Origin of the sequence: Micromonospora sp. NPDC049257 (genome assembly GCF_040678915.1) — a bacterium.
GTDB classification, from domain to species: domain Bacteria; phylum Actinomycetota; class Actinomycetes; order Mycobacteriales; family Micromonosporaceae; genus Micromonospora; species Micromonospora antibiotica.
In genome coordinates this window covers 120,909-140,838 of sequence record NZ_JBFAQU010000001.1, presented here as the reverse complement: position 1 = coordinate 140,838, position 19,930 = coordinate 120,909, and the positions used below count along the sequence as shown (strand labels likewise).

Annotated in this window: 12 protein-coding genes; 2 read left to right on the top strand and 10 right to left on the bottom strand. The window is 65.7% G+C overall.

The window, feature by feature from the left end; translation table 11 throughout:
• Positions 1-435 precede the first annotated feature (435 nt).
• The gene (locus AB0K25_RS00525) at positions 436-1,551 is read right to left on the bottom strand and encodes a hypothetical protein (RefSeq protein ID WP_363817403.1); all 1,116 of its coding nucleotides are present in this window, start codon (positions 1,549-1,551) and stop codon (positions 436-438) included.
• Positions 1,552-1,988: 437 nt separating this feature from the next.
• Positions 1,989-2,708 (bottom strand): IS6 family transposase, encoded by a 720-nt coding sequence (locus AB0K25_RS00520; RefSeq protein ID WP_363817401.1) that lies wholly within the window; start codon positions 2,706-2,708, stop codon positions 1,989-1,991.
• Between the two features lie 29 nt (positions 2,709-2,737).
• Between AB0K25_RS00520 and istA the strand changes: the two genes are divergently transcribed.
• Together istA and istB are read left to right on the top strand one after the other, a co-directional pair.
• Positions 2,738-4,096 (top strand): IS21 family transposase, encoded by a 1,359-nt coding sequence (gene istA / locus AB0K25_RS00515; RefSeq protein ID WP_363817398.1) that lies wholly within the window; start codon positions 2,738-2,740, stop codon positions 4,094-4,096.
• Complete coding sequence (gene istB / locus AB0K25_RS00510) at positions 4,093-4,863, top strand: IS21-like element helper ATPase IstB (RefSeq protein WP_363817395.1); 771 nt, start codon at positions 4,093-4,095, stop codon at positions 4,861-4,863. The genes istA and istB overlap by 4 nt, the downstream gene beginning before the upstream one ends.
• 18 nt (positions 4,864-4,881) lie before the next feature.
• Here istB and AB0K25_RS00505 read toward each other — a convergent pair whose 3' ends face one another.
• The 8 genes from AB0K25_RS00505 to AB0K25_RS00470 form a co-directional block, all read right to left on the bottom strand.
• On the bottom strand, positions 4,882-5,439 hold the full coding sequence (locus AB0K25_RS00505; RefSeq protein WP_363817392.1) for a GNAT family protein: 558 nt from the start codon (positions 5,437-5,439) through the stop codon (positions 4,882-4,884).
• A gap of 87 nt (positions 5,440-5,526) precedes the next feature.
• Positions 5,527-6,057 carry a transposase gene (locus AB0K25_RS00500; protein WP_363817389.1) on the bottom strand — a complete coding sequence of 177 codons (531 nt, stop codon included), beginning with the start codon at positions 6,055-6,057 and terminating at the stop codon, positions 5,527-5,529.
• Positions 6,027-6,269, bottom strand: a complete 243-nt coding sequence (locus tag AB0K25_RS00495; protein ID WP_363817386.1) for a hypothetical protein — start codon at positions 6,267-6,269, stop codon at positions 6,027-6,029. The genes AB0K25_RS00500 and AB0K25_RS00495 overlap by 31 nt, the downstream gene beginning before the upstream one ends.
• A 1,340-nt stretch (positions 6,270-7,609) precedes the next feature.
• Complete coding sequence (locus AB0K25_RS00490) at positions 7,610-7,852, bottom strand: type II toxin-antitoxin system RelE/ParE family toxin (protein WP_363817383.1); 243 nt, start codon at positions 7,850-7,852, stop codon at positions 7,610-7,612.
• Positions 7,849-8,148, bottom strand: coding sequence for a type II toxin-antitoxin system Phd/YefM family antitoxin (locus AB0K25_RS00485; protein WP_188117102.1), 300 nt, complete (start codon positions 8,146-8,148; stop codon positions 7,849-7,851). Before AB0K25_RS00485 ends, AB0K25_RS00490 begins: the two co-directional genes overlap by 4 nt.
• Before the next feature lie 545 nt (positions 8,149-8,693).
• Positions 8,694-9,224, bottom strand: a complete 531-nt coding sequence (locus tag AB0K25_RS00480; protein ID WP_363817379.1) for a hypothetical protein — start codon at positions 9,222-9,224, stop codon at positions 8,694-8,696.
• A 28-nt stretch (positions 9,225-9,252) separates the two neighbouring features.
• Positions 9,253-15,846, bottom strand: coding sequence for an RHS repeat-associated core domain-containing protein (locus AB0K25_RS00475; RefSeq protein ID WP_363817376.1), 6,594 nt, complete (start codon positions 15,844-15,846; stop codon positions 9,253-9,255).
• Positions 15,847-16,331: 485 nt separating this feature from the next.
• Positions 16,332-19,553, bottom strand: a complete 3,222-nt coding sequence (locus tag AB0K25_RS00470; RefSeq protein ID WP_363817373.1) for a LamG domain-containing protein — start codon at positions 19,551-19,553, stop codon at positions 16,332-16,334.
• Positions 19,554-19,930 lie beyond the last annotated feature (377 nt).

Genomic DNA, 19,930 nt, shown 5'->3' with positions numbered 1-19,930 from the left:
GAAGCTAGGGGTTCGAGTCCCTTCGGGCGACCAAGATCAAAGAAGGCCTGGCTTGCGGAAACGCCTTCCGGCATCTCTTGTCAATCGTTCCACCTGGACAGTGGGTGTCGCGTGGGTGTCATCCCGGTGTCGTCACTTTCTGTGACTGCCTTCGTGATGTGGTCGGCTTGACCTGGTGTTTTGTGATGGGGCTACCACTTCGAAGGCCGCTCCTTCATCGGCTGGCACCGCCACGTCACCCTGGCCACCGCCGCACACCTGTTCATCACCGAACTGCGCCTGGACCCAAAAGCGGCTGCGCCGGCCTGACCCTCTACACGGTCATCCGCGAGCTGCAGAGGCTCCTCAGGACCTAGACCGGCACCTGCCTCACCTGCCACCAACCCGTGAAACCCTTACACCGCAACAAACGCCACCGAACCTAACAAAGCACTACTAGAACCACCGCCGGTTCCTCCTACGGCGGAGCAGGATCAGGGCGGCGGTGGCCCCGACTGCGGCGGCCACCGCGACGGGCACAGATCGATCGCGGAGGCGAGGGGGCGGCGCGGCCGCTGGTGGCGTGATGAGGACAGGCGCCGCAGTGCGATCCTGCGATTGAGGCGGTGGGGCCACGGCTTGCGGACTTGCCGCGGGCTTGCGGTTGCCGATCAGCAGCAGCTGAACGGCAGCCTCTAGCACGAGCATGATGCCGCCGCCGGCGACACCGGCCAACGCGCCGGCCATGAACAGGTCGCGCTGTTGTATAGCCGCCGTGTCGAGCAGTTCGCCCTGTAGGCGGTAGCTGAGCGGTCCCGCGCCGGCTGGCGCGAGGTCCCTGGTCCAGCGAAGGACGCCGGAGTCCGGCAGCTGCGGACTGGCAGTCTGCGCATCGAAGTCGCCGGGTTGATTGTGAAGATCGATGGTCGCCTTGGATCCCGGCGGCAACGGACGGAATGCGATATCTCCGGCGGATGCGATGGGTAGGGTCGTCAGTCCTGGCAGGACGTAGAGCAGCCGAGGGCCCGAGGCGCGCACGCACGTAATCCGGCTGACACCGGAAAAAATTTCCTGCCGCAGGCCCACATCGCCGCTGTCCAGCGAAACACGCGTGTACACGCACCGGGACATCGATCCGCCGAGCATGGACCAATAGTCGCCGCTATCGGACGCTGGCCGCACGGGTTTCCACTTCACCGGCTGGTCAAATCTGTTGACCATGTCGATGCCCGTGGCCAACTCCCCACAAAAGAGCACAATGACAGCGGTCGGCGGCGCCGCCTCGGGTACGACGCCGAATCCATGCTGCAGCACCAGCGACAGAGAGGTCGTGCCCGCCTTGCCGGTTCCAGGGTTGTAGGCGACGTCAACCTGTACCGGAGCAGTTACCTCCTTCTGGCTCGCGTCGAGCGCAACGGCGATCATGCCACGGTTGGTCAGCCGGGGACTGGGGCTGAAACCGGTCGCGGCGAGCTGCCAGGCCCAGGCCGTCGCTCCCACGGTCACAACGACGGCGAGGGACAGCAGCCAGCGGTTCTTGACCAACTCACGGTGAGGGCCGGTCTCGGGCATTCGCTAACCGTACGGGCCCGACGCCTGGTCGATCGACGGCGGCTCGTTTGGGCAGCTGTACGAGCGCGTCGCAGTCTGCTGACGGCGACGATTCCGGACGTCGAGATCCCGGCTGCGGCGGAATACTAGCCCGCCTATCGCTATCCGCGGCACCGATTCGGCGCGGCGGCCGATCGCCCGAGGAAAGCAGTCTTGTCGGGGCATTGCTCCGGCTGAGGGCGAGAGGGAACGCTGGGGGTGCCGGCACACACCGGTCACGTCCATGAGGGAGGGTCATGCCGGACGGAACGACCGATGAGGTCATGGTGCGGGCGGCGAGCACCGTTCGCGCGTACCTCGAGGATCTACTGCCCAAGAGCGAGCGGGCGGGCTACGACGAGGGCGCTGTTGCGTTGTCCGATCGGGAGACGCGTTCCGCCTGGGTAGAGCGGTGGGAGTCAGATCGCCTGGGCGAGCTCGTTGAACGCGGCGGCCGGGCGTTGCCGGGCTGGGGTGTCGGTGGCGATCTCATAGTGTCCGCGGCGAAGATTCTGGACGAAGGCGTGTCCGGCGATCACGGTCTGGGCGGTCCGGTCGGTCCGTAAGCCGCGCATCGGCCGGAGTCGGTGTTTGAGTCGGCTGTGATCGGCTTCGACCGGGTTGTTCGCATATCGCTCGACGTGATGCCAGGCTGCCGGGATCAGGTCGGCGAGCACGGCCGGGTAGACGGCGGCGGCGTCGGTCACCACCTCGACCGGCACCGTCTTCAACACCTTCAGTGCCCGGGTGAAGAACCTGCGGACCGCGGCAGCGTCACGGCGGGCGGATACCAGCACGTCGATGACCTGCCCGTGCTGATCGATGGCCCGGTACACGTACCGCCAGACGCCGCTGACCTTGACATACGTCTCGTCGACGAACCAGCGGTCACCCGGAGCGTGGCGGGTAAACCGGGCCGCGTCGGCCAGCAGCGGGGTGAACCGCTGCACCCACCGGTAGACCGTGACGTGATCGACCTCGATGCCGCGTTCGGCGAGCAGCTCCTCGACGTCGCGGTAGGACAGGTTGTAGCGCAGGTACCAGCGCACCGCCACCACGATCACCTCCGGCGGAAACCGGAACCCCGAGAACGCCGACGAAGGCGCAGACCACGAACGCGACCGGGCTGACGACCTCACCGATCAACTGTGCCTGATCACCTGGCCCCGTGACACCACGACACCCGATCGCTCAACGCAACAGCGCCGGTCTGGATCGCAAGACGGTGCGGAAGTACCTGGCGGGCGACGCTGCGCCGGCGCCGCCGCAGCGGTCACCGCGTCGGGATGCCCGGGCGTCGGTGTTGAGCCCGTTCGCGCATGTGATCGACGCGTGGCTGCGGGCGGAGTTGCTGCTCAAGGGCACCGTCATTCACGAGCGGCTGGTCGAGCAGTACGGGTTCACCGGCAACTACCAGCGGGTGAAGCTCTATCTGCAGGAAGCCCGGCCGCGGATCGCGGCGGAGTTGGGCATCGGCCCGGACGAACTGGCCGGGTTGCACCGCCGGTTCGAGGTGGTGCCCGGTGCGCAGGCGCAGGTCGACTGGGGCGACGAAGGCGGAATCCTGGCCCACGTCGGGATCGCCAAGGTCTACTCGTTCCACATGGTGCTGTCGTATTCGCGGGACCCGTTCTGCTGCTTCACCACCAGTCAGGACCTGTCAGCGTTCTGGGAGTGCCACCGGCGGGCGTTCGCCCACTTCGGCGGGGTGCCCAAGTCGATCGTCTACGACCGGACGAAAACCGTGGTGCGCCGGCACGTCGCCCCCGGGCAGGCGGTGCCACTGCACCCGGAGGCGGTCGCGTTCGCCGGGCACTACGACTTCGATATCGACGTCCTCGCCGCCTACCGACCCACCGGCAAGGGCCGGGTCGAGCGGCAGGTCACCATCGTCCGCGACCACGTCCTGGCCGGGCGGGGCTTCTCGTCGCTCGCCGACCTGGACGCCGCGTTCCACGCGTGGGTGCCGATGCGGCGGGCCCGAACCCACCGCACCCACGGTGAGGTCATCGGCGTCCGCGCCATGCGTGACCACGCCGCCCTGCGACCGTTGCCGGCGCGGCCGTATGTGGTCGCCGTCCGGCACCTGCGGCATGTCGGCAAGGACTGCCTGGTCGCCTACGACGCGAACCTCTACTCGGTTCCGGCCCGGCGGGTCCGTCACCGGCAGCTGGTCGAGGTCCGCGCGACCGCAGCGACCATCACCATCCACGCCACCCTGCCGGACCAGCACGGTGAGACCCTGCTGGCCACCCACCCTCGGGCGGTCGGACGCGGCACCCGCATCGTCGACCCCGACCACTGGGACGGTCTGCCCGACGGACACACCCGAGCGACCACCACCGGCGACACCCCACCCCACCGCAGCCGGCCCGCACCCGGCGGCGGTCCGTTGCAGGCGCTGCTGAACCGGGCCGCCGCGGCCCAGGTCACCGTCGACCGCCGGCCGCTGTCGATCTATGACCAGATCGCCGGCACCGCACCGTTCACCACCGCACGCAGCTATCCGAAGGGCACGACCTCGTGAGTGACCTCGTCGCCGACCGCATCCGGGCCACCGCCACCAGGCTCGGCCTGCCGCACCTGGCCCGCACCCTCGCGGACCTCACTGCCCGCGCCGACACGGAGGCCATGGGCTACCTGGACTTCCTCGACTTGGTCCTCGAAGAAGAACAAGCCGTCCGCGACGAGCGTCGCTTCCGCTCAGCGTTACGCCTGTCGAAGCTGCCACACCACAAGACCCTCGACGAGTACGACTTCGCGTTCCAACCCGAGCTGGACCCGCGCAAGATCCGGGACCTGGCCACCCTCGCGTTCGTGCAGACCAAAGCCAACGTCGCCCTGCTCGGACCTCCCGGCGTCGGCAAGACTCATATTGCCGTCGCCCTAGCCGTCGCCGCCTGCCGAGCCGGGTTCACCGTCTACTTCACCAGTCTCGACGACATGGTCCGTCACCTCACCGCCGCCGACGACATCGGAAGGCTAGCCCGCAAGCTGCACACCTACCTGCGCCCCAATGTCCTGGTCATCGACGAGGTCGGCTACCAGCCCCTCGAACGGGCCCAGGCCAACCTCGTCTTCCAAGTGATCTCGAAGCGCTACGAGAAGGGCTCCACGCTGCTCACCTCGAACAAGAGCTTCGGCGAATGGGGCCAGGTCTTCGGCGACGAAGTCCTCGCCACCGCCATTCTCGACCGCCTCCTGCACCACTGCGACGTCGTCGCGATCAACGGACCCAGCTACCGGCTCAAGAACCGCCTCACCGCCATCGACGGCCAAGCCAACGTCGCCTGAGCCCGGGCCGGGCCACGGTCACGCTGTTCGAGGACGAGGGCCTCGGAGCCGGGAGAAGACCACCGCGTCAGCGCGACGGCCGGGAAACGACAGGAAGCTGCGTAGCACACCTTCCTGCTCGAAGGCAGCCGCGGTGAGAACCCGCCGGGACGCCTCGTTGTCCGGCTCCACCCACGCCTCCACCCGCTCCATGCCCGCGACGTCCAACGCCCACGACGACGCCATCCTCACCGCACGAGTGGTGAATCCTCGCCCTCGCGCCGACGGGACAAGCCAGTAGCCGAGGCCAGCCACCTCCGGCTGCGGCCGAAGCATGAGCACGACCGAACCGAGCGCTTGATTGGTCACCGCATCAGCAATCGCAAGCGAGACGCCCTCACCGCTGTCGACTCGACTCCACTGCCGAGCGATGAACGCGCGTCCCGCATCGACCGAGAACACTCCCGGAACCGTGGTCGCCTCGACAATCCGCAGGTCCTGGGCCGCGGCTCGAACACAGTCCAGATCATCCTCCCGCCATCGACGAAGACGAACAGCCTCATCAACAAGACCGACAGCAGGGTAGGTCAACGGCACCGAACCAAGCTACGCCACAAGCCGCCCCCGTAGTCCCCGCCGACGCTGCTCCAGCCCGATTGACCTCCCGGGACATCCTGGCCACGCTCATCCGTACCTACCTGGGGACACAAACTCGTACGCCGACACCATCTTGGCGCGCACGGCCGCGTCGCGGACTTGGGCTTCGGGGTTGAAGCAGATCACGAACCGGTCGTCGGCCAGGTCCGAGTGCAGCCGAACCTCCTTGACCTGCAGGTTGTCTGCGACGTGACGGTAGCGTCCCTGCCGAGACAGCGCGGCATCGGCCTCGGGCGTGCCGCCGCGGAGCTTCTCCCCGAGGATGTAGTGCCCGCCGGCCTTCTGCAGGTAGCGCCGATTCTCGGCCGAGGTGAAGCCCCGGTCGGCGACCCACACGACCCGCGCGAGCGACCAGTCCCGCATGTCATCCTTCACCTGCCGTATCAGGGCGCTGTCGGCCGTGTTTCCAGGCCAGGCCCAGCATCTGACGGGGATCCCGTCGCGGGTGACGGCCATGCCCACCACGATCTGCGGCAGGTCGCCTCGGGAGTCCTTGCTCTTGCCCCAGGTCCGGAACCCGGCCTCCTTCACCGCCGCCTCGCCGTCGGCGACCGGCACGCCCGCTCGTCGCGGCCGACCTGCGCGTCGGCGTCGGCGGTCTCGAAGTAGGTGGAGGTGGTGTCGAAGAACAGCAGGTCGACCTCCAGGTTCAGCAGGTCGGCGGTGTTGTCGAACACGATCCGACCAAGCTGCGGCTCGGCGTCGATCAGCCAGTCCATCGCCCGGTAGCAGGACTCGTCGACGACCGGAACGTCCAAGCCGTCGATCACCAAACTGCTCTACAGGATCAAGAGCGGCCCGGCAGGGCCGGGCCGCGCGCACGCGCTACGGCCTACGGCCCCGCGCGCACGCCCACCAACACCGAGCCGCCAGCCAGAAGCCAGGATGATCCACCCGAGGCCGGGACGATCCCTTCACATCATACTCAGAGTGGGTGGCTCCGGGGATCGACGCCGCACCGCTACGCGGCACGCCACCGGTCCCGCTTCCGTCGCCATGCCGGCCGGGCGGCACGGCATCGATACATCGACAATGATGGTGAAACTTTGACGGCAACCGCGACGGCAACCCGAGCAGCCAACCAAGGCTGCGGACGGACGGCCGTTACGCTCTGCCATCCACAACTAATCCGCAGCCCTCCGCGCAGCCCGGTCACCTTCAGGAGTATTCGCCAACCAGCAGCCTGCGCCAAGCGGCTCCCATCCCATTTCATCGCACTGCCGAATCACCTGATTCGTCAACTGCTCATTACTTCCCTTCCATGGCCCGAAACCGTCCTCCGTAATATCTCCGGGGGTCATTAATCCGCCGCCGACTAAGGCGCAGACTAGACCCACGGCCGCATCGCGAAATGTGACGCCCTCGCTTGAGGCGGAGTCTCGCGCCTCGCCGATGACCCGGTCAATGGGCACCCAATCATCCAAACCCTCGGCCAATATCTCCTGAATGACCGATTCACGACTCCTCGACATGCACTTTCAGACCCTTCGAGTTTGGCGGGAAGATATCGATCGTGGCACCGCCTGATCGAGAGGCTCCACGCCATTGGATTACGGTCCCGTCGGCCTGTCGGTAAACCTCAGGAATCTTCGGCCCGCGAGCCGGAAGCTGCTCGGCACCATTAGTCATCCGACCGAATAGGTCGCGTAGTTCATCTTCGCTACCGACAGTTCTGACATGTGATTGCTTGCCGGTCGGCAGGTTATCAAAACTGCCCCTCCAGCAGCCGTCGGTGTTGTGGACCAGCACCGGGGTTTTGCCGGCGATCACATAGTACGTGTGGAGCCAGCGGCGATGTCACGCTACGTAATGTCGGGTCTCGCCTGCACGTTCGTCCGCTGATCAGTCACCCTTAGCATCATTAGCGTCGATGGCGACAGCAGCCATGACAGCAACGCCGACGCACGCCCGGGACGGACGGCGACCGTTGGCTGGGCTCGGATCATCATCGGTGGGCGGGCAGCGGGCCGACCGGGACCGACTCGGCGCCGACAAGGCACCGGGCGATGCCCCCGGGTCCAAGGGCGCCACCGCCGCGTCATGCGACCGTCTGGTCAACGGCCGTTGGTCAGTCCATCGCAGACAGACAAGGCCGCCAGGCCCGGGAGGCTTACGAGTAGACATCCTTGCGATGCCCGACCGCGTGGATGGTCAACTCGTCGCCGTCGAGGCGGTAGAGCACCCGGTAGTCACCGACTCGCAACCGACGCCCGGATCCGTCGCGCATCTCGGTCGAGCTCTGCGGCGCAGGGTCGGAGACTAGGCCGAGGATCGCGCTGAGAACGGTCAGGAAGACGTTGCGGGGCTGCTTGTGCAGCCAGACCAGCACGTCACGGTCGATCTGGACCTTCACGCCGCCGCACCGCCAGCCCGGTCGGCCAGCAGCGCCTCCACCTCACGAGGATCCACCCCAAGCGACTCCAACGCCGCCGACAGCGGCACGAACTCACCCTCGGCACGGGAACGGGCGATCACCGCAGCGTCCCGGCGGTCCCGGAACGCTTCGATCTCCTCCCACTCGTCGATGCCGACCAGTACGGCGACCGGCCGTTCGTACTTGGTGATGATGACCGGTTCCCCGGTGCGCTCAACTCCGTCCAGCACCCGGCCCGCGCCATCGCGGAACTCCCGCAGCGTAATCCTCGTCATGCACCGAACCGTACCACGCGGTACCGTGCTGCCCGAGGAGCGCCAGTCGCAACGCCGAGACGTGACCCAGCAACCTCGCCCCTGACGGAGCCACTGGGCTAAGAACTGCTTCACCTAATCAAGAGCGCCCGGCTACGCCGGACACACGCGCACGCGCTACAGCCGTTCCGGCCCCGCGCGCACGCGCCCACGCAACAGACCACCCGAACCCGCCAGACCAGCCAGCCACCGGCGCGGCAGCGAGCAGTCATCGGGACACCAGGCCGCGACGATCCCTTCACCGAGCAAGCGCCGCCGCGGCTTCCGGGGATCGACGCCACGACGCTACGCGCCGCGCCACGGGACCTCCTCGGGCACTGTGCCGTCGGACAAGGTGCATCGGTTGATTTACATGTGTACGAACTAGTTGACAGCAGTCGTGACAGCAACCCAGGCGAACACCTACACCCACCAGCGCACGACGGAGCGGCACCATGACGCTACGTAACTACGCTAGCCCGAAGCTTGGCATCCTGGAATCGGTCCGTGACCACGGGAGTCGCGCTTCAGGTCGGGAGCGGCGCAACGCATTCCGTCGAATCAAGAACCAAGATGGCATTACTCACCTTCTCAAGGTCTGCAAGATCAACATAGGGAGGCTCGTCATCGTGGTTCGCGCAAAAAGTCACGCTCGCCGTGTACAACTTCTCATCCGCCAGCGTAGGGCTAACCGAGATATACGCGGTGACCGTGGCGTGATCGCGAATCTGTCGTATAGAAAACAAGGCCATCCATGCAAAAGCGTATGCCCTGCGAGCCAATACCTGGACTCGCTCAGCCCCTTTCTCAGTGAGGTCCCAATCAGGAACACCGCGCCCATTGACGGCAGCCTCGTACGCCGTCAAGTCAGTAAAAGAGTCTCGGGCGCCGAAGTACCCGCGGCGGAACAGTTCCAGCAGGTGGGCACCGGTTCCGTCGACAACCCAGCCCTCGCTGAGGGCAGCCTGGAAGAGCTCCGGAATGTCAGCTTGAGAAACGCCCTGAAGGGCTTCAGGGGTCACGATTTTCCGGAACGCTCTATTCGTTTTCACCGGCATCTACCTCTTACCACGCAGGCGCAACCCATCAGCACCCACTCATTCCCAGGAACCTGTTCCCCTTTGCGATCGCCTTCTTGTAGTCAGGCATCTTCTTGTCGAGTTCCTTCTGGAGACTGTTGGGCATCCCGTCGAACTTGCCCGTGTCGTAATTATAAAGGTATTTTGCGCCTGTCGCCTGATCCTGGAAGTGCATCTGCCCTGGCCGTACTCCCGGATTCGGATTCTCGACATCAATGCGATATGGACCGCGCAACCAAACTGTAGAGCTGGTGATTTGCGTGCCGTTCGCCCCCACCATTCCGCCGGGGTTGTCGTTATGAACGAGTACCGGTGTGTCGCCGGCTATCACATAGTACGTGTGGATGCCGTTGACTGTAAGGTTGTATGCCGTATCGTACCGGACCGAGCCTGAGATCAGGCCCTCAACAGGTACGGTCGCGCCGGACGGAGTCATGAGCAGATCTCGAGGACCTAACTCGTCCGCGCGCTCCCACTGGCCATCTGTGGCGTTCCAGTAGGGATGATCCTCGGTTGTGGTTATCCGATGTCCATCTACTGAGAGGTCCTTTAGCGAATCCTCGTGTGTCCAGATATTGTCTATCCTGCGTGCGCCTCGCTCGCCGCTTACGGGGTCAGATGCCTCAACACTGTCGCCTACTTTCAAATCTCGAATGGCTCGGGTGGTCCTGTCTGCCATTAGGACAGGTGTGTCGCCACTGAAGCTGCACGCTCGAGATAAAAGTGCTGCGCCATCGGCTTCTTCTGCAACACCGATGATCCCCGCCTCCATGGTTATGCGCGTCACGCCAGTTACTGCGCCGATGCCCGCTGCGCCGAGCGGGCTTCCTGTAGCTACAAACTCTCCAACTGCCGCTACGCATTCAATGATCGCGGGGATGCAGACCAGCACAGTCGCGTACGCAGCCCCGACGAACAAGACCCCGAGCAGCGCTTTCCAGCCACCTGGTCCAGTCGGCCGAATTTTTTCGTAAAAACCAGCGCACTGGGACTCATCCCGATTTAGGATGTGATAGCAAAGGTAGTCGGCGTAGACCGGATCCTGCTGGGCCCACTCCTGAGCGTCCTTGTAGGTGAACCTATCCGAGCCGTGGTAGCGGCCGGTGGCGCGCACGTAGTCGGGAACTCCACCGCCCTTTACCACGGGCCGGTTTACGATGTCTGCCAAGGTCGGCGGCCGACCGGATGCATTCGCCTTGGGAGTTCCGTATTCGCTGTCGTAGTTCGCTTGGGACTGCTTGGAGAGCGGCGGGCCGTCCCACTGAGCGTCCGCAGGGTTGAGGCCGGTCGGATCACTCGCGGTAACCGGTGAATTGTTGGCGTAGGCGTAGCCATGCCATTGCTGCGGATTGCTTAGATCCTGAATTGGGTCGACTGATATGAAGCGACCCACGACCGGGTCGTATTCACGTGCACCGAGGTGCGTCAGCCCATTGGGATCGTTGTCACCTCCGACAAATCCTTTGGAGTTGACCCAAACTGCTCCGGAGCCGCGAGGCACACCGTAGGGGTCCTGCCTGCGTACCGAAACCGTCTGGCGGAGTGCGTCGACTGTGGTGTCCTGCGTGCCCTGGTGGTCGGTGTAGGTCCAGGTGAGGCCCGTGCCGTTGCGGGAACCGATAATTTGGCCAGCGAAATGGTAGTAGCGAGTTGTCGACGTGATACCCGCCACGGCTCTGATCTCCTGGTCTGGCAGGTACAGGGTGCTTCCCGTGGCGTCGCGGCGGACGAGTCTGGCCCCCGCAGCGTCGTAGATGTTGCTACCGGCTGACGCGCTCGCGCCGGAAACGGTGGTGAGCAGACCTTCCGGACTCCACGACAAGGTCTGGGAGCTTGTGTCGGATGGGCAGTTGTTGGTGACCGTGCCACCCGGGCGGCAGGTGGTGTTTCCGGCGTTGTCATAGGCGTAGTTGTTGGTAGCCGGTGACTGGCCCGGCGCTTGGGTGGTGACCGAGGTGAGCGCGTGTGGTCGGATGACGTCCTTGCCACCAACGGGGTAGGCGAAGTTCCGGATCGTGTCACCCGCATTGGCGTGTTTTGTCTCAGTCCGTCGGTTTCCGACATTGTCGAAGGTCCAGTCGTGCCAGTAGCGTGCCGGAGCGCCGAGGGACGCCACGGTGGGATCCATGCTGCACTCGATATCGGGCATGGGTGTCCAGGCGGTGACAAGTCGACTCAAGGTGTCGTAGCGGAAGCACTGCGCGTCAGCGGTGCCGACCCCTGGAGTATCTGCGATCTTGGTGATATTGCCGGCCGAGTCATAGCTGTAGGTGTGGTCGGCCACCGTGCCGGGCGAGGTTTCCGGCTGCACCTGGGTCTGGATGACTCGTCGGGTCGTCAGGTCGTAGCTGACTGAGTTTTCGACGTAGACCCCTCCATCAGTCTTACGCATGGTCAACGTCGGTTCACCGTAGGCGGTGTACAGCTGCCCGGCGACGTAGGTGCCGGCGTTGAGCAGATTGGTGGTCAGCGTGGCGGGCAGTCCGGTGGTGACGTCGTAATTGGTGGTCACCTTCTCCGTGGTGAGTCCCCCGGCGGAAGGGTAGGTGACGTCGGTGGGTGAGCCGTCGGTGGTCGCGTAGCCGTATCCGTACGACCAGGTGCCTGCGATTCCAGCTGCCTCGGCGTTCGGGATCAGGTACTGCGTGCCCGTAGGCTGGTAACGGGCGGTGAATCCGGTGATCCGGTAGGCGTAGGCGTTGGTCGAGCCAGGAGGATCGAAACGAGTGGCTTGAGTGAGTTGTCCGCGTACCGCAGTGAAGTCGGGAAGTTTATCGTAGGTCCAAGAGGTACGCTTTGTCGCGACAGATACTTGATTGTCATAGAGGCCGATTTTTCGGCCAATTTTGTCGTATTCATACGCTAGGACCTTGTTGTTGGCGTCGGTGGTCGTGGCGAGATCGTCGTAGTCGTTGTAGGTGCTCGTGGTCAGGCCCTTGTCGGGGTCCTGTGCTGAGGTTTGCCGACCCTTCACGTCGAAGACATAGGTCCACTCGTTACTGTCCGGGTCGGTCAGTGTGACGAGTTGGCCCTTGCGGTTGTAGGTGTAATGGGTGTTCACGTAAGGGCCGTTGACACCTTGTGCAGTGGTGTGTTGTTGCAGGTCGGTGGTGCGGCCCTCGATGTCGGTGAGGGTGGTGGTAGGGGTTCCGCCGGCCGGCGGGGTCACCTGGACGCGGTCGCCGCGGTAATTCGTGACGGTGCGCCACTTCTCGACCAGGTTGCTGACCCCGTCGGTACCGAAGAAGATCACGTCAGTCGGCCGGGAGGCATTGTCGTACACGCTGCGGGTCAGGGCCGGTACCGACCACTCCGGCTCCCACCAGAGAGCACCGGCCGGCATACCCGGTTCTGCGTGCGACGCGTAGGTGCTCTCAGCCCGTCCGGCCTTGTCGTAGAGGGTGTCGGTGACGACGCGCCCCCCACCGACCGCAGCGATCTGGATTTGACGGACCCTCAGTAGGGCATCGGAGATCTGGTAAGAGGTTAGGTAGCCACCAGCGGCGTTGAGGGTTCGCGTGGTCAGGAAGGGGTAGGCGTCCCTGCTGGCAGCGTAGTTGTAGCTGTACTCGACGGACGGTGTGCTGTCGTGTCCGGCGCGTGTCCACCCGATCTTCCAAACCTTCGTGGTGCGGCCGAGGGCGTCGTGGTCGGCTTCGATGACTCGGCCGTTCTGGTCGGTCGTCTTCGCAGGTACGCCCCAGTAGGGGTTCTGGTCAACGGTGTTGATCCAGTCCGCGCCGCCGTTCGGGTCCGGCGTTTTCGTCGTCACTCGGGCAACTGGGCCGGTGGCGGGGACGTAGTCGGTGGTGGCGGTGTTCAACCGGGCGTCGGTCACGGTCTTCGGCCGTCCGAACGCGTCGACGGTGGTCTGACCGATGGTCTGCCAGACGGTTCCGTTGGCGGTGGACCAGTCCTTGAGTCGATCGGTGCGGGTGACCGTGCCGTAGGTGGGGGCCGTTTCCGCACTGGTGGCACCGTCGTAGTACTGGAGTTCGTCGGAGACGATGTCGTCGGTGCTGGTGGGAGCAGCCGCGCAGGTTACTGCTTTGGTGGTGGTCTGCTTGACGGTGGTGACGATGTTGCCGGCGAGGTTGCGGTTGTAGGTGTACGTGGTGCATTTCTCATCGCCGGTTTTGGTGGTGTCACCGTCGTCTTGGTTCCAGTTGACGGTGCCGTAGGTGTCGTCGAGGTTGGACTCGCTGCGACGGACGCGCCAACCTTCAGCACCGTCCACGCCGAGGGCGGTGGCGGTGTAGGTGACGCCGGTGTTGGTGAAGTGTGCGGTGACGGTGTCGCCGTTGATGGTGCGTGATGCGCTGGCCGGGGACATCCAGGGCACGTTGACGGTGCGGGAGACCGGTTTGGTGTCGATCCCGTTGTAGGTGGTGGCTTCGCGGACCATGCCGGCATACTGGTCTTCGTCCTTGACGGTTTCGGAGCCGATGGAGGCGTTGACGGTGACGTCGCGGGTGCCGCCGCTGGGGTTGAGGCGGTCGCCGTGCATACCGCGCAGGTAGGTGGTGCGGGTTAGGGTCTGGGTGGGTGCGTCGCCGACCCGGGTCTCGACGGTGGCGTAGCCGCGGAACTGGCTCCAGGTCTTGCGGTCGGGTTTGATCAGGCCATCGTCGTCGGCGTAGTGCCAGGCCGGAGTACCCAGATAGGTGTAGAAGGTGTTGACCGTGGGCTGGCCATGGTCGGTGCCGTTGACCATGATCTGGATGTCGGACTCGCTGACCTGGCGCACGACGTACTTGTGCCAGTACTCGGTGATGTCGGGCCCGTCCGGAGTGTATGGGTCGGGGCCGATCACCGGGTAGCAGAGTCTGGTGTTGATCTCCGGCGCGCTGGGCAAGTTGCCCGAGGAACAGTCCGGCAGGCTGTAGGTGACCTGGACCTTCGCCCCGGTCTCGGTGACCATCTTGGCGATGCGCATCCGGTTGTTGGTGGTGTTGTGCGCGGTGAGTACCCGGTTGCGCAGTGCGGTCGGTTCGAAGGTCACCGGCGGCAAAGCGATACTGCCGTTGACCAGTCCGGTGTGGGTGAGGGAGTTGAGCCACATTCCGGCGTAGTCGCTGCCGTCCCCGACGGACGGGTAGGCGTGGCTCAGCGTCCATGAGTCGACGGTCTGCCATGCTGGTGTCGGCTTGGTGGTGTCCCAGATCTGGGTGATGACACTGGTGAGGCGTTTGGTGGACCAGAACGTGGGGGCGTAGTTCTGCTTGCAGTCCGCGGCGGTGGCCAGGCATTCCTGGTCCCAAGGCACGTCTTTCCAGTGCGTGGCGTCGTGGGTGGCGCAGCCGGCCTCGCAGCGGTCCCCCCGGTTAATCACGACCTGCCCGGTGGGGTTGACCGACCGGTCGGTGCTGCCGCGGTCCCACGTTCCGTAGTCGATGCGGGCCAGAGTGCCGCCGCGGGTATAGGAGACTTTGTCGGTGCTGATGAGGTTGCGCCCGTAGTAGTTGGCCTCCGGGTCGTACCAGTAGGACATCGTATTGCCGCGGGTGTCGACTACGTAGTCGAGGTTCCACCGCCACGCCTGAGTGCAGAACGACGCCTTGAAGCCGCCTGAATTGTTGCATGGTTCGCCGGAGTGGTTACCGGCCACCGGCAGGGTCCAAGTCGACTTCGTGGTAGACGACTGGGCAGGCAGGTTGTTCAAGCCGAAGAAGTACTGGGTGCCGTCCTGGGTGGTGATCTTCCAGTACTCTCCGTTGTTGTCGCCGTTGGTCGCCCCGGTGAGCTTTTCAATCTTCGAGCCGTCCTCCTGACGGGGATGCCAGCCCTTGCCCGCCTGGTAAACCAGCTCGGAGCCGCCACCGTTGAGGGACATGGTCGCGTTGTCCGAACGCCAGCACTGGTCTCCGGTCTTGGAGGCGTTGTTCGCCCCATTGGCCATGTCCTCGGCACACGGCATGTAGCTGCGCTCGATGTAGCCGGGCCAGTAGTCGAAGCCTTCACCGACCCAGGATGGCTGGTTATTGTTGGCCTGCGACTTGCCGTCCACGCTGGCCGACGAGTACGCCAGCGACAGCTTCGGTGTCGGACCGGCGGCCGGGGGCGGTACCCGCATGGGGTACGACCAGCTGAAGTTCCCGGTTGACGTCCCGGAGGACCAGGTGGAGGAGGCTGCGAGCGGGGTGGCGGCGAAGTCGCCCTCGCTGCCGGACGTGCCCGCGGCCAATGCGAGCAGCGTGCCGACCGGCTCCGCGGTGGGCGCATCTGCCTGCTGCCGCGCCTTGCTGGGGGCACCACCACGGGGAACGCTGGCTCGAACCGGCACCTCTGCGGTGACGGAGGACCCGTCGTTGGTGGAGGGTAGCGGTGTGGCGGCACAGCCGGTTTGGTTTGGGGTGCTCAGGGCGCAGGCTGGCAGTTGCCACAGCTTGAGCCGGCTACCCCAGCTGCCGCCGTACGCGCCGCGAAACGCGCCATAGTCCACCGACACTTTGGCCGAATCTGGGGCTTCGCCGGTCGCTGGCGGAGAGACTCGCAGCACCAGGCCATCCCGCCACCGCGACGGCACGCCATCTCGATCGAGCAACTCGACGGAGATATTCGAGGCGCCAGGGACCGTGCCTATGGCACGGGCCACGTACACGGGCAGCGGCCCCACCTTCACCGGTGCGGCGCTGTCCGTGCCCGGCTGCAGGCCTGGGGTTACGGCGGGTAGAGCGGCCCCCGCCCGGCCGGGCTTTGGCCACACTGGTGCCGTCGACCTGGCGTTGGTTGCGGGTTTGACGGGCCATGCTTTGCCCTTCGCCGGGGCGCCGTCGGAGTCCAGCGGCTCTCGTTGGGGTGTGAGTCGCGAACCGGCAGCATGTGCCCGCTGGAGCGGCGGGACGGCGAGGCCCGTCGGTGCCACAAGGACGCTGACCACGAGGCCGGTCAACGCTAGGCGGCCGCGTCGACGCAGTTTTGCGCGGCGTACAGACGAAATCAGCTCGATCGTTGTCGATTGATTAGGTGTCACGATCTCCCCCGGACGGGCGCGCGAAGCAGAGATTGGGGCTGCAGGATTCAGATGCGACAGGTAGTCCAGCCTCGCCCTGTCCCTGCCGGCTCAGGGCGAGGCTGCATGACGAGTCAGGAGGGGAGGTCGGTCGACTGAGTGTCAAAGAGGATCTTCACTGCGGCGTCGGTCAGTGCGCCTTGATAGATTCGGAAGTCGTCGATACCGCCGTAAAACTGGTCGACCCATCGACTCATCTCGCCGCCCTCGGCCCACCACGCTCCACCGACGGTCAGCGGACCGCTTGCCGCGAACAGGCCGTTGACTGATGCTGTGCCCTCAAGTCGCCCGTTCACATAGAGCTTGAGCTTCTTGGCGTTAGCGTCGTAGATGCCGACGAGATGGGTCCATGTGCCGAGATCGTCTTCTGTCACCAGCCGGGATTCCAGGCGAGCTTCTGGGGTGTACGTACCTGTCGCGTCCTGGGAGTATCCGAGTATGGACCAGCGGCGCTCGGTGCCGTTGTTGTAACCACGAAGGCTCAGCAGGAAGGCGGACTCCTTGCTGCCGATCTGAGACGCGATGGTCTGCGTGAGCTGCAAGGACTCTGGCCTCACCCAGATGGAGATGGTGAAGGAGTCGTCGGTACGCAGCGCCGCGGTGTTCTGCCATATCGGTGCTGAATCGGTGCCCACGTTCTTCTGTGTCCGCCCGTACTCGAGGGTGGCCAGGCCGTAGTACGGGTCGGCGGGATCGTCCACAAAGTGTGTGGCGTTGAGGAACAACGCGTTGCCGCGGTGGCCAGCGTCGGTGCCGACGAAGCTGCCCTGGTTGAGTGCCAGCCGGCGGCCGAACTGGCCGTCGTCGCGTACCTGGCACAGCGACGGGTCGAGACTCTCGGCGTAGCAGGACGTGCCCTGCTCCATACTCCAGTCGCCGACGAGGATGGGGTTGAGCATGCCGGGTTCGTCAAACCCGCCGGAGGCCGGATCGGTGGCGAGTTGGCCGGTGAAGTCCTGGGCGACGAGCGCCCGGTTGAAGACCTGCACGTCGGCGAGGGAGCCCTTGAAGTAGTTGTTGGACGTGGTGCCCAGGGTGTACCGGCCTACCTGGAACGGGCTAGTGGCGTTCCAGGCCGTGGCCCATGGGGCGGTCGCGACCTGCACACCGTTGACGAACAAAATGAAGATGCGGGCCGCCTGGTCGTAGGAGAAGGCCACCTGCTGCCAGCGGCCGACGTCACCGGCCGTGATCGGGGTGGGGGACTCGATCCCCAGGTAGGTGGCCGAGCCGCCGCAGTCGGTCTGTCGGGTCGTCACGTTCCACCGTGCAACGCCGGCGGTGAGCACGACCCCGAAGTAGAAGCCGTAGATGCAGGCGCCGGACTGGGTGGCGATGGCCATGTTCTGGGTGGGCAGGCTGTTCAACCGGACCCATGCCCCCACGCTGTACGACTTCGAGGTGTCGACGACCGGGACGGTCGCCTGCAGGTAGGAGGATGTCCCGTTCAGCGTCGCCGTGCTACCGCCGACCAACCGTTGGTCGGCGCTCCAGGTCACGTTCGACGCGGTCAGTGGGGTGTCACCGCCGAGCGCAGGCTGGCGGTCGGACAGGGCCTGCGCCTGGGTCACGCCCGGGTAGCTCTCCAGGCCCCAGCGCGCCACCGCAGGTGAGGGTCGGTTCGCGACGAACTCGACGGATCCGTACCCGATGTTGCCGGTGTTGTCCACGGCGGCCACGTACAGCACGTTGCGGCCGTACTTCGGAGTCGTCAACTGCAGCGACGCGCTCTTCAGGGGCGGGGTGGTGGTGCTCGTGTCGGGTGTGACCTCGGTGGTGGGCGGGCTGGTCCAGCCGTAGCGGAACGTCGTCACGGTCAGGTCCGTCGTCGAAATGGTGACCGGTGTGACCTGGCCGGGCATGGGTGGCCCCCCTGCCACTGCGGCCTGCACGTCTGGCACGCGGGTGTCCACGGTGAACTCACACCACGGAGACCAGGCGCTGGTGCGGTAGTACGGGGCCGGGTCGGTGGCCCGGGCCCGGAACGCGTACGTCACAGGCGGGCTGGACTCGGTCAGCGCGGGCAGCGCGGCGGTGGTGGACCGCCCGCCGGCCGGTACCGACGCCCCGACCGGTGGGGTCATCCGTGGGGTCGTGTCGTCGTAGGTGCCCGACGCCGGCACCTGGAGCAGCTCGTACTGGGTCTGCAGGGCCTGCCCGGAGTCGGCGTCCGGGAAGATCTCCGACAGGGTCGGTGTCCGGGTGCCCACGGACAGCCGCTGCCCGGGAGTGCAGGCCACCCCGTCCACCTGCGGGTTCACCGGCGGGCCCGGGTAGGAGTCGTAGTCGACGATCAGTTTCGCCTTGTCCGGGAAGTACCGCTTCCAGCGCTGCTGGTCGGACTCGTTGACCCCGTTGACGTCCCCGCAGGCACAGAAGGCCAGCGTGACGTTGGTCCACTGGTTGGTGGCGTGGGTCTGGATCAGGGTCTTCACACCACCGTTGGTGAAGTTGACGGTCATGTCCGGGTCCGGGTCGCCGCACCCGTCGTCCTCGTTGCCGTGCGAGTACGCCTGGGCGATCCACGAGTTCAGCTTCGGCGCCCAGGCGGTACGGGGGGTCGAGGAGATGCCGTTGGCGTGGAACAGGTGGGTGATCGTGTCGCCGCAGGAGTACGAGTGGTCCAGCACCATCTGCACGTAGGCCGACTGGATGTACTTGCCCTTCAGCGCGGTCAGGGGGAAGTCGAAGTACGACCGGTAGACGACCCCGTTGTCGGGATTCCGGCCGACCCGAGCGTTCGACAGGTCGCTGTTGGTGGAGTTGTTGTTCGTGGCGTACGCCCACCGTGACTTTCCGGTCGACCACGCCGGGTCCACGTAGACGGGAAAGGTCGCCGCGCCCGCGGCCAGCAACGAGGGATCCGGCCGCAGCACCAGTTCCCGCCCGACCACCGCGGTCGTTACAGAAGCGGTTTTCGCGGAGTCGCCCGGTGACGATGCCGACGACCCCACGCCCGTCGGTCCCGGTCGGGTGGACGGGCCGGCCGTGACCGGCTGCGTGGAGACGGTCGAGTCCCACATCGTTGCCGCCGGTGCCGTCGCAAGTGTGCTGTCTCCCACCGAAGCGACCAGCGACCCGTCCGGCATCCGGCTCACCCGGGCGTCGCCACCGACCTGGAACCGGATCTCCCGCAGGGCCGGATTCGCCGCGGCCGCGGCGGACTTCACGACCAGGACATGGCTGAACCCGGTCGCGGTGGCCCGCAGGACCAGATCGACGCCGGGCAGTACCTCCGGATACGTCGCGGTGTCACCGGACACCGACGGCCGGGGAAGCCGGTGCGGCCACCTCATCGTGAACATCCTGCCCAGGCCGGACAGGGTCACCGCCGGCGCCGTCCCGCCAGCGGAAAACCGCACGTCGGCGGTTGAGGCCCCCGCCTGTAGCGTGCCGTCGGGCGTCCTGTGCAGGGACAGGTCGATGTCGGCCCACGACCCGTCCGGCCGGTGCACCCGTTGTGGCACAACAGCCGACTCCACGACGAAACCGCCGGACGGCTGGGCGAACACCTGCGTGAGCTCGGTCCGCGCCGGCCCAACCTCCACCCGTCGGCCCGACCGCCGCGCCGCGTCCCGCGCCGACTTCTCGCTCTGGGCAACGATCGGCCTGTCCCCGCCGCCACTGGGCGCCGCCCGTGCCGGAACGCTCGGAGCCACCATGAACGCAGCCA

What these genes read in the sequence shown, in the direction of transcription:
- AB0K25_RS00480 (WP_363817379.1), bottom strand. Translation starts at nt 9,224, where the DNA reads ATGCCGGTGAAAACGAATAGAGCGTTCCGGAAAATCGTGACCCCTGAA.
- AB0K25_RS00525 (WP_363817403.1), bottom strand. Translation starts at nt 1,551, where the DNA reads ATGCCCGAGACCGGCCCTCACCGTGAGTTGGTCAAGAACCGCTGGCTG.
- AB0K25_RS00485 (WP_188117102.1), bottom strand. Translation starts at nt 8,148, where the DNA reads ATGACGAGGATTACGCTGCGGGAGTTCCGCGATGGCGCGGGCCGGGTG.
- AB0K25_RS00470 (WP_363817373.1), bottom strand. Translation starts at nt 19,553, where the DNA reads ATGAGGTGGCCGCACCGGCTTCCCCGGCCGTCGGTGTCCGGTGACACC.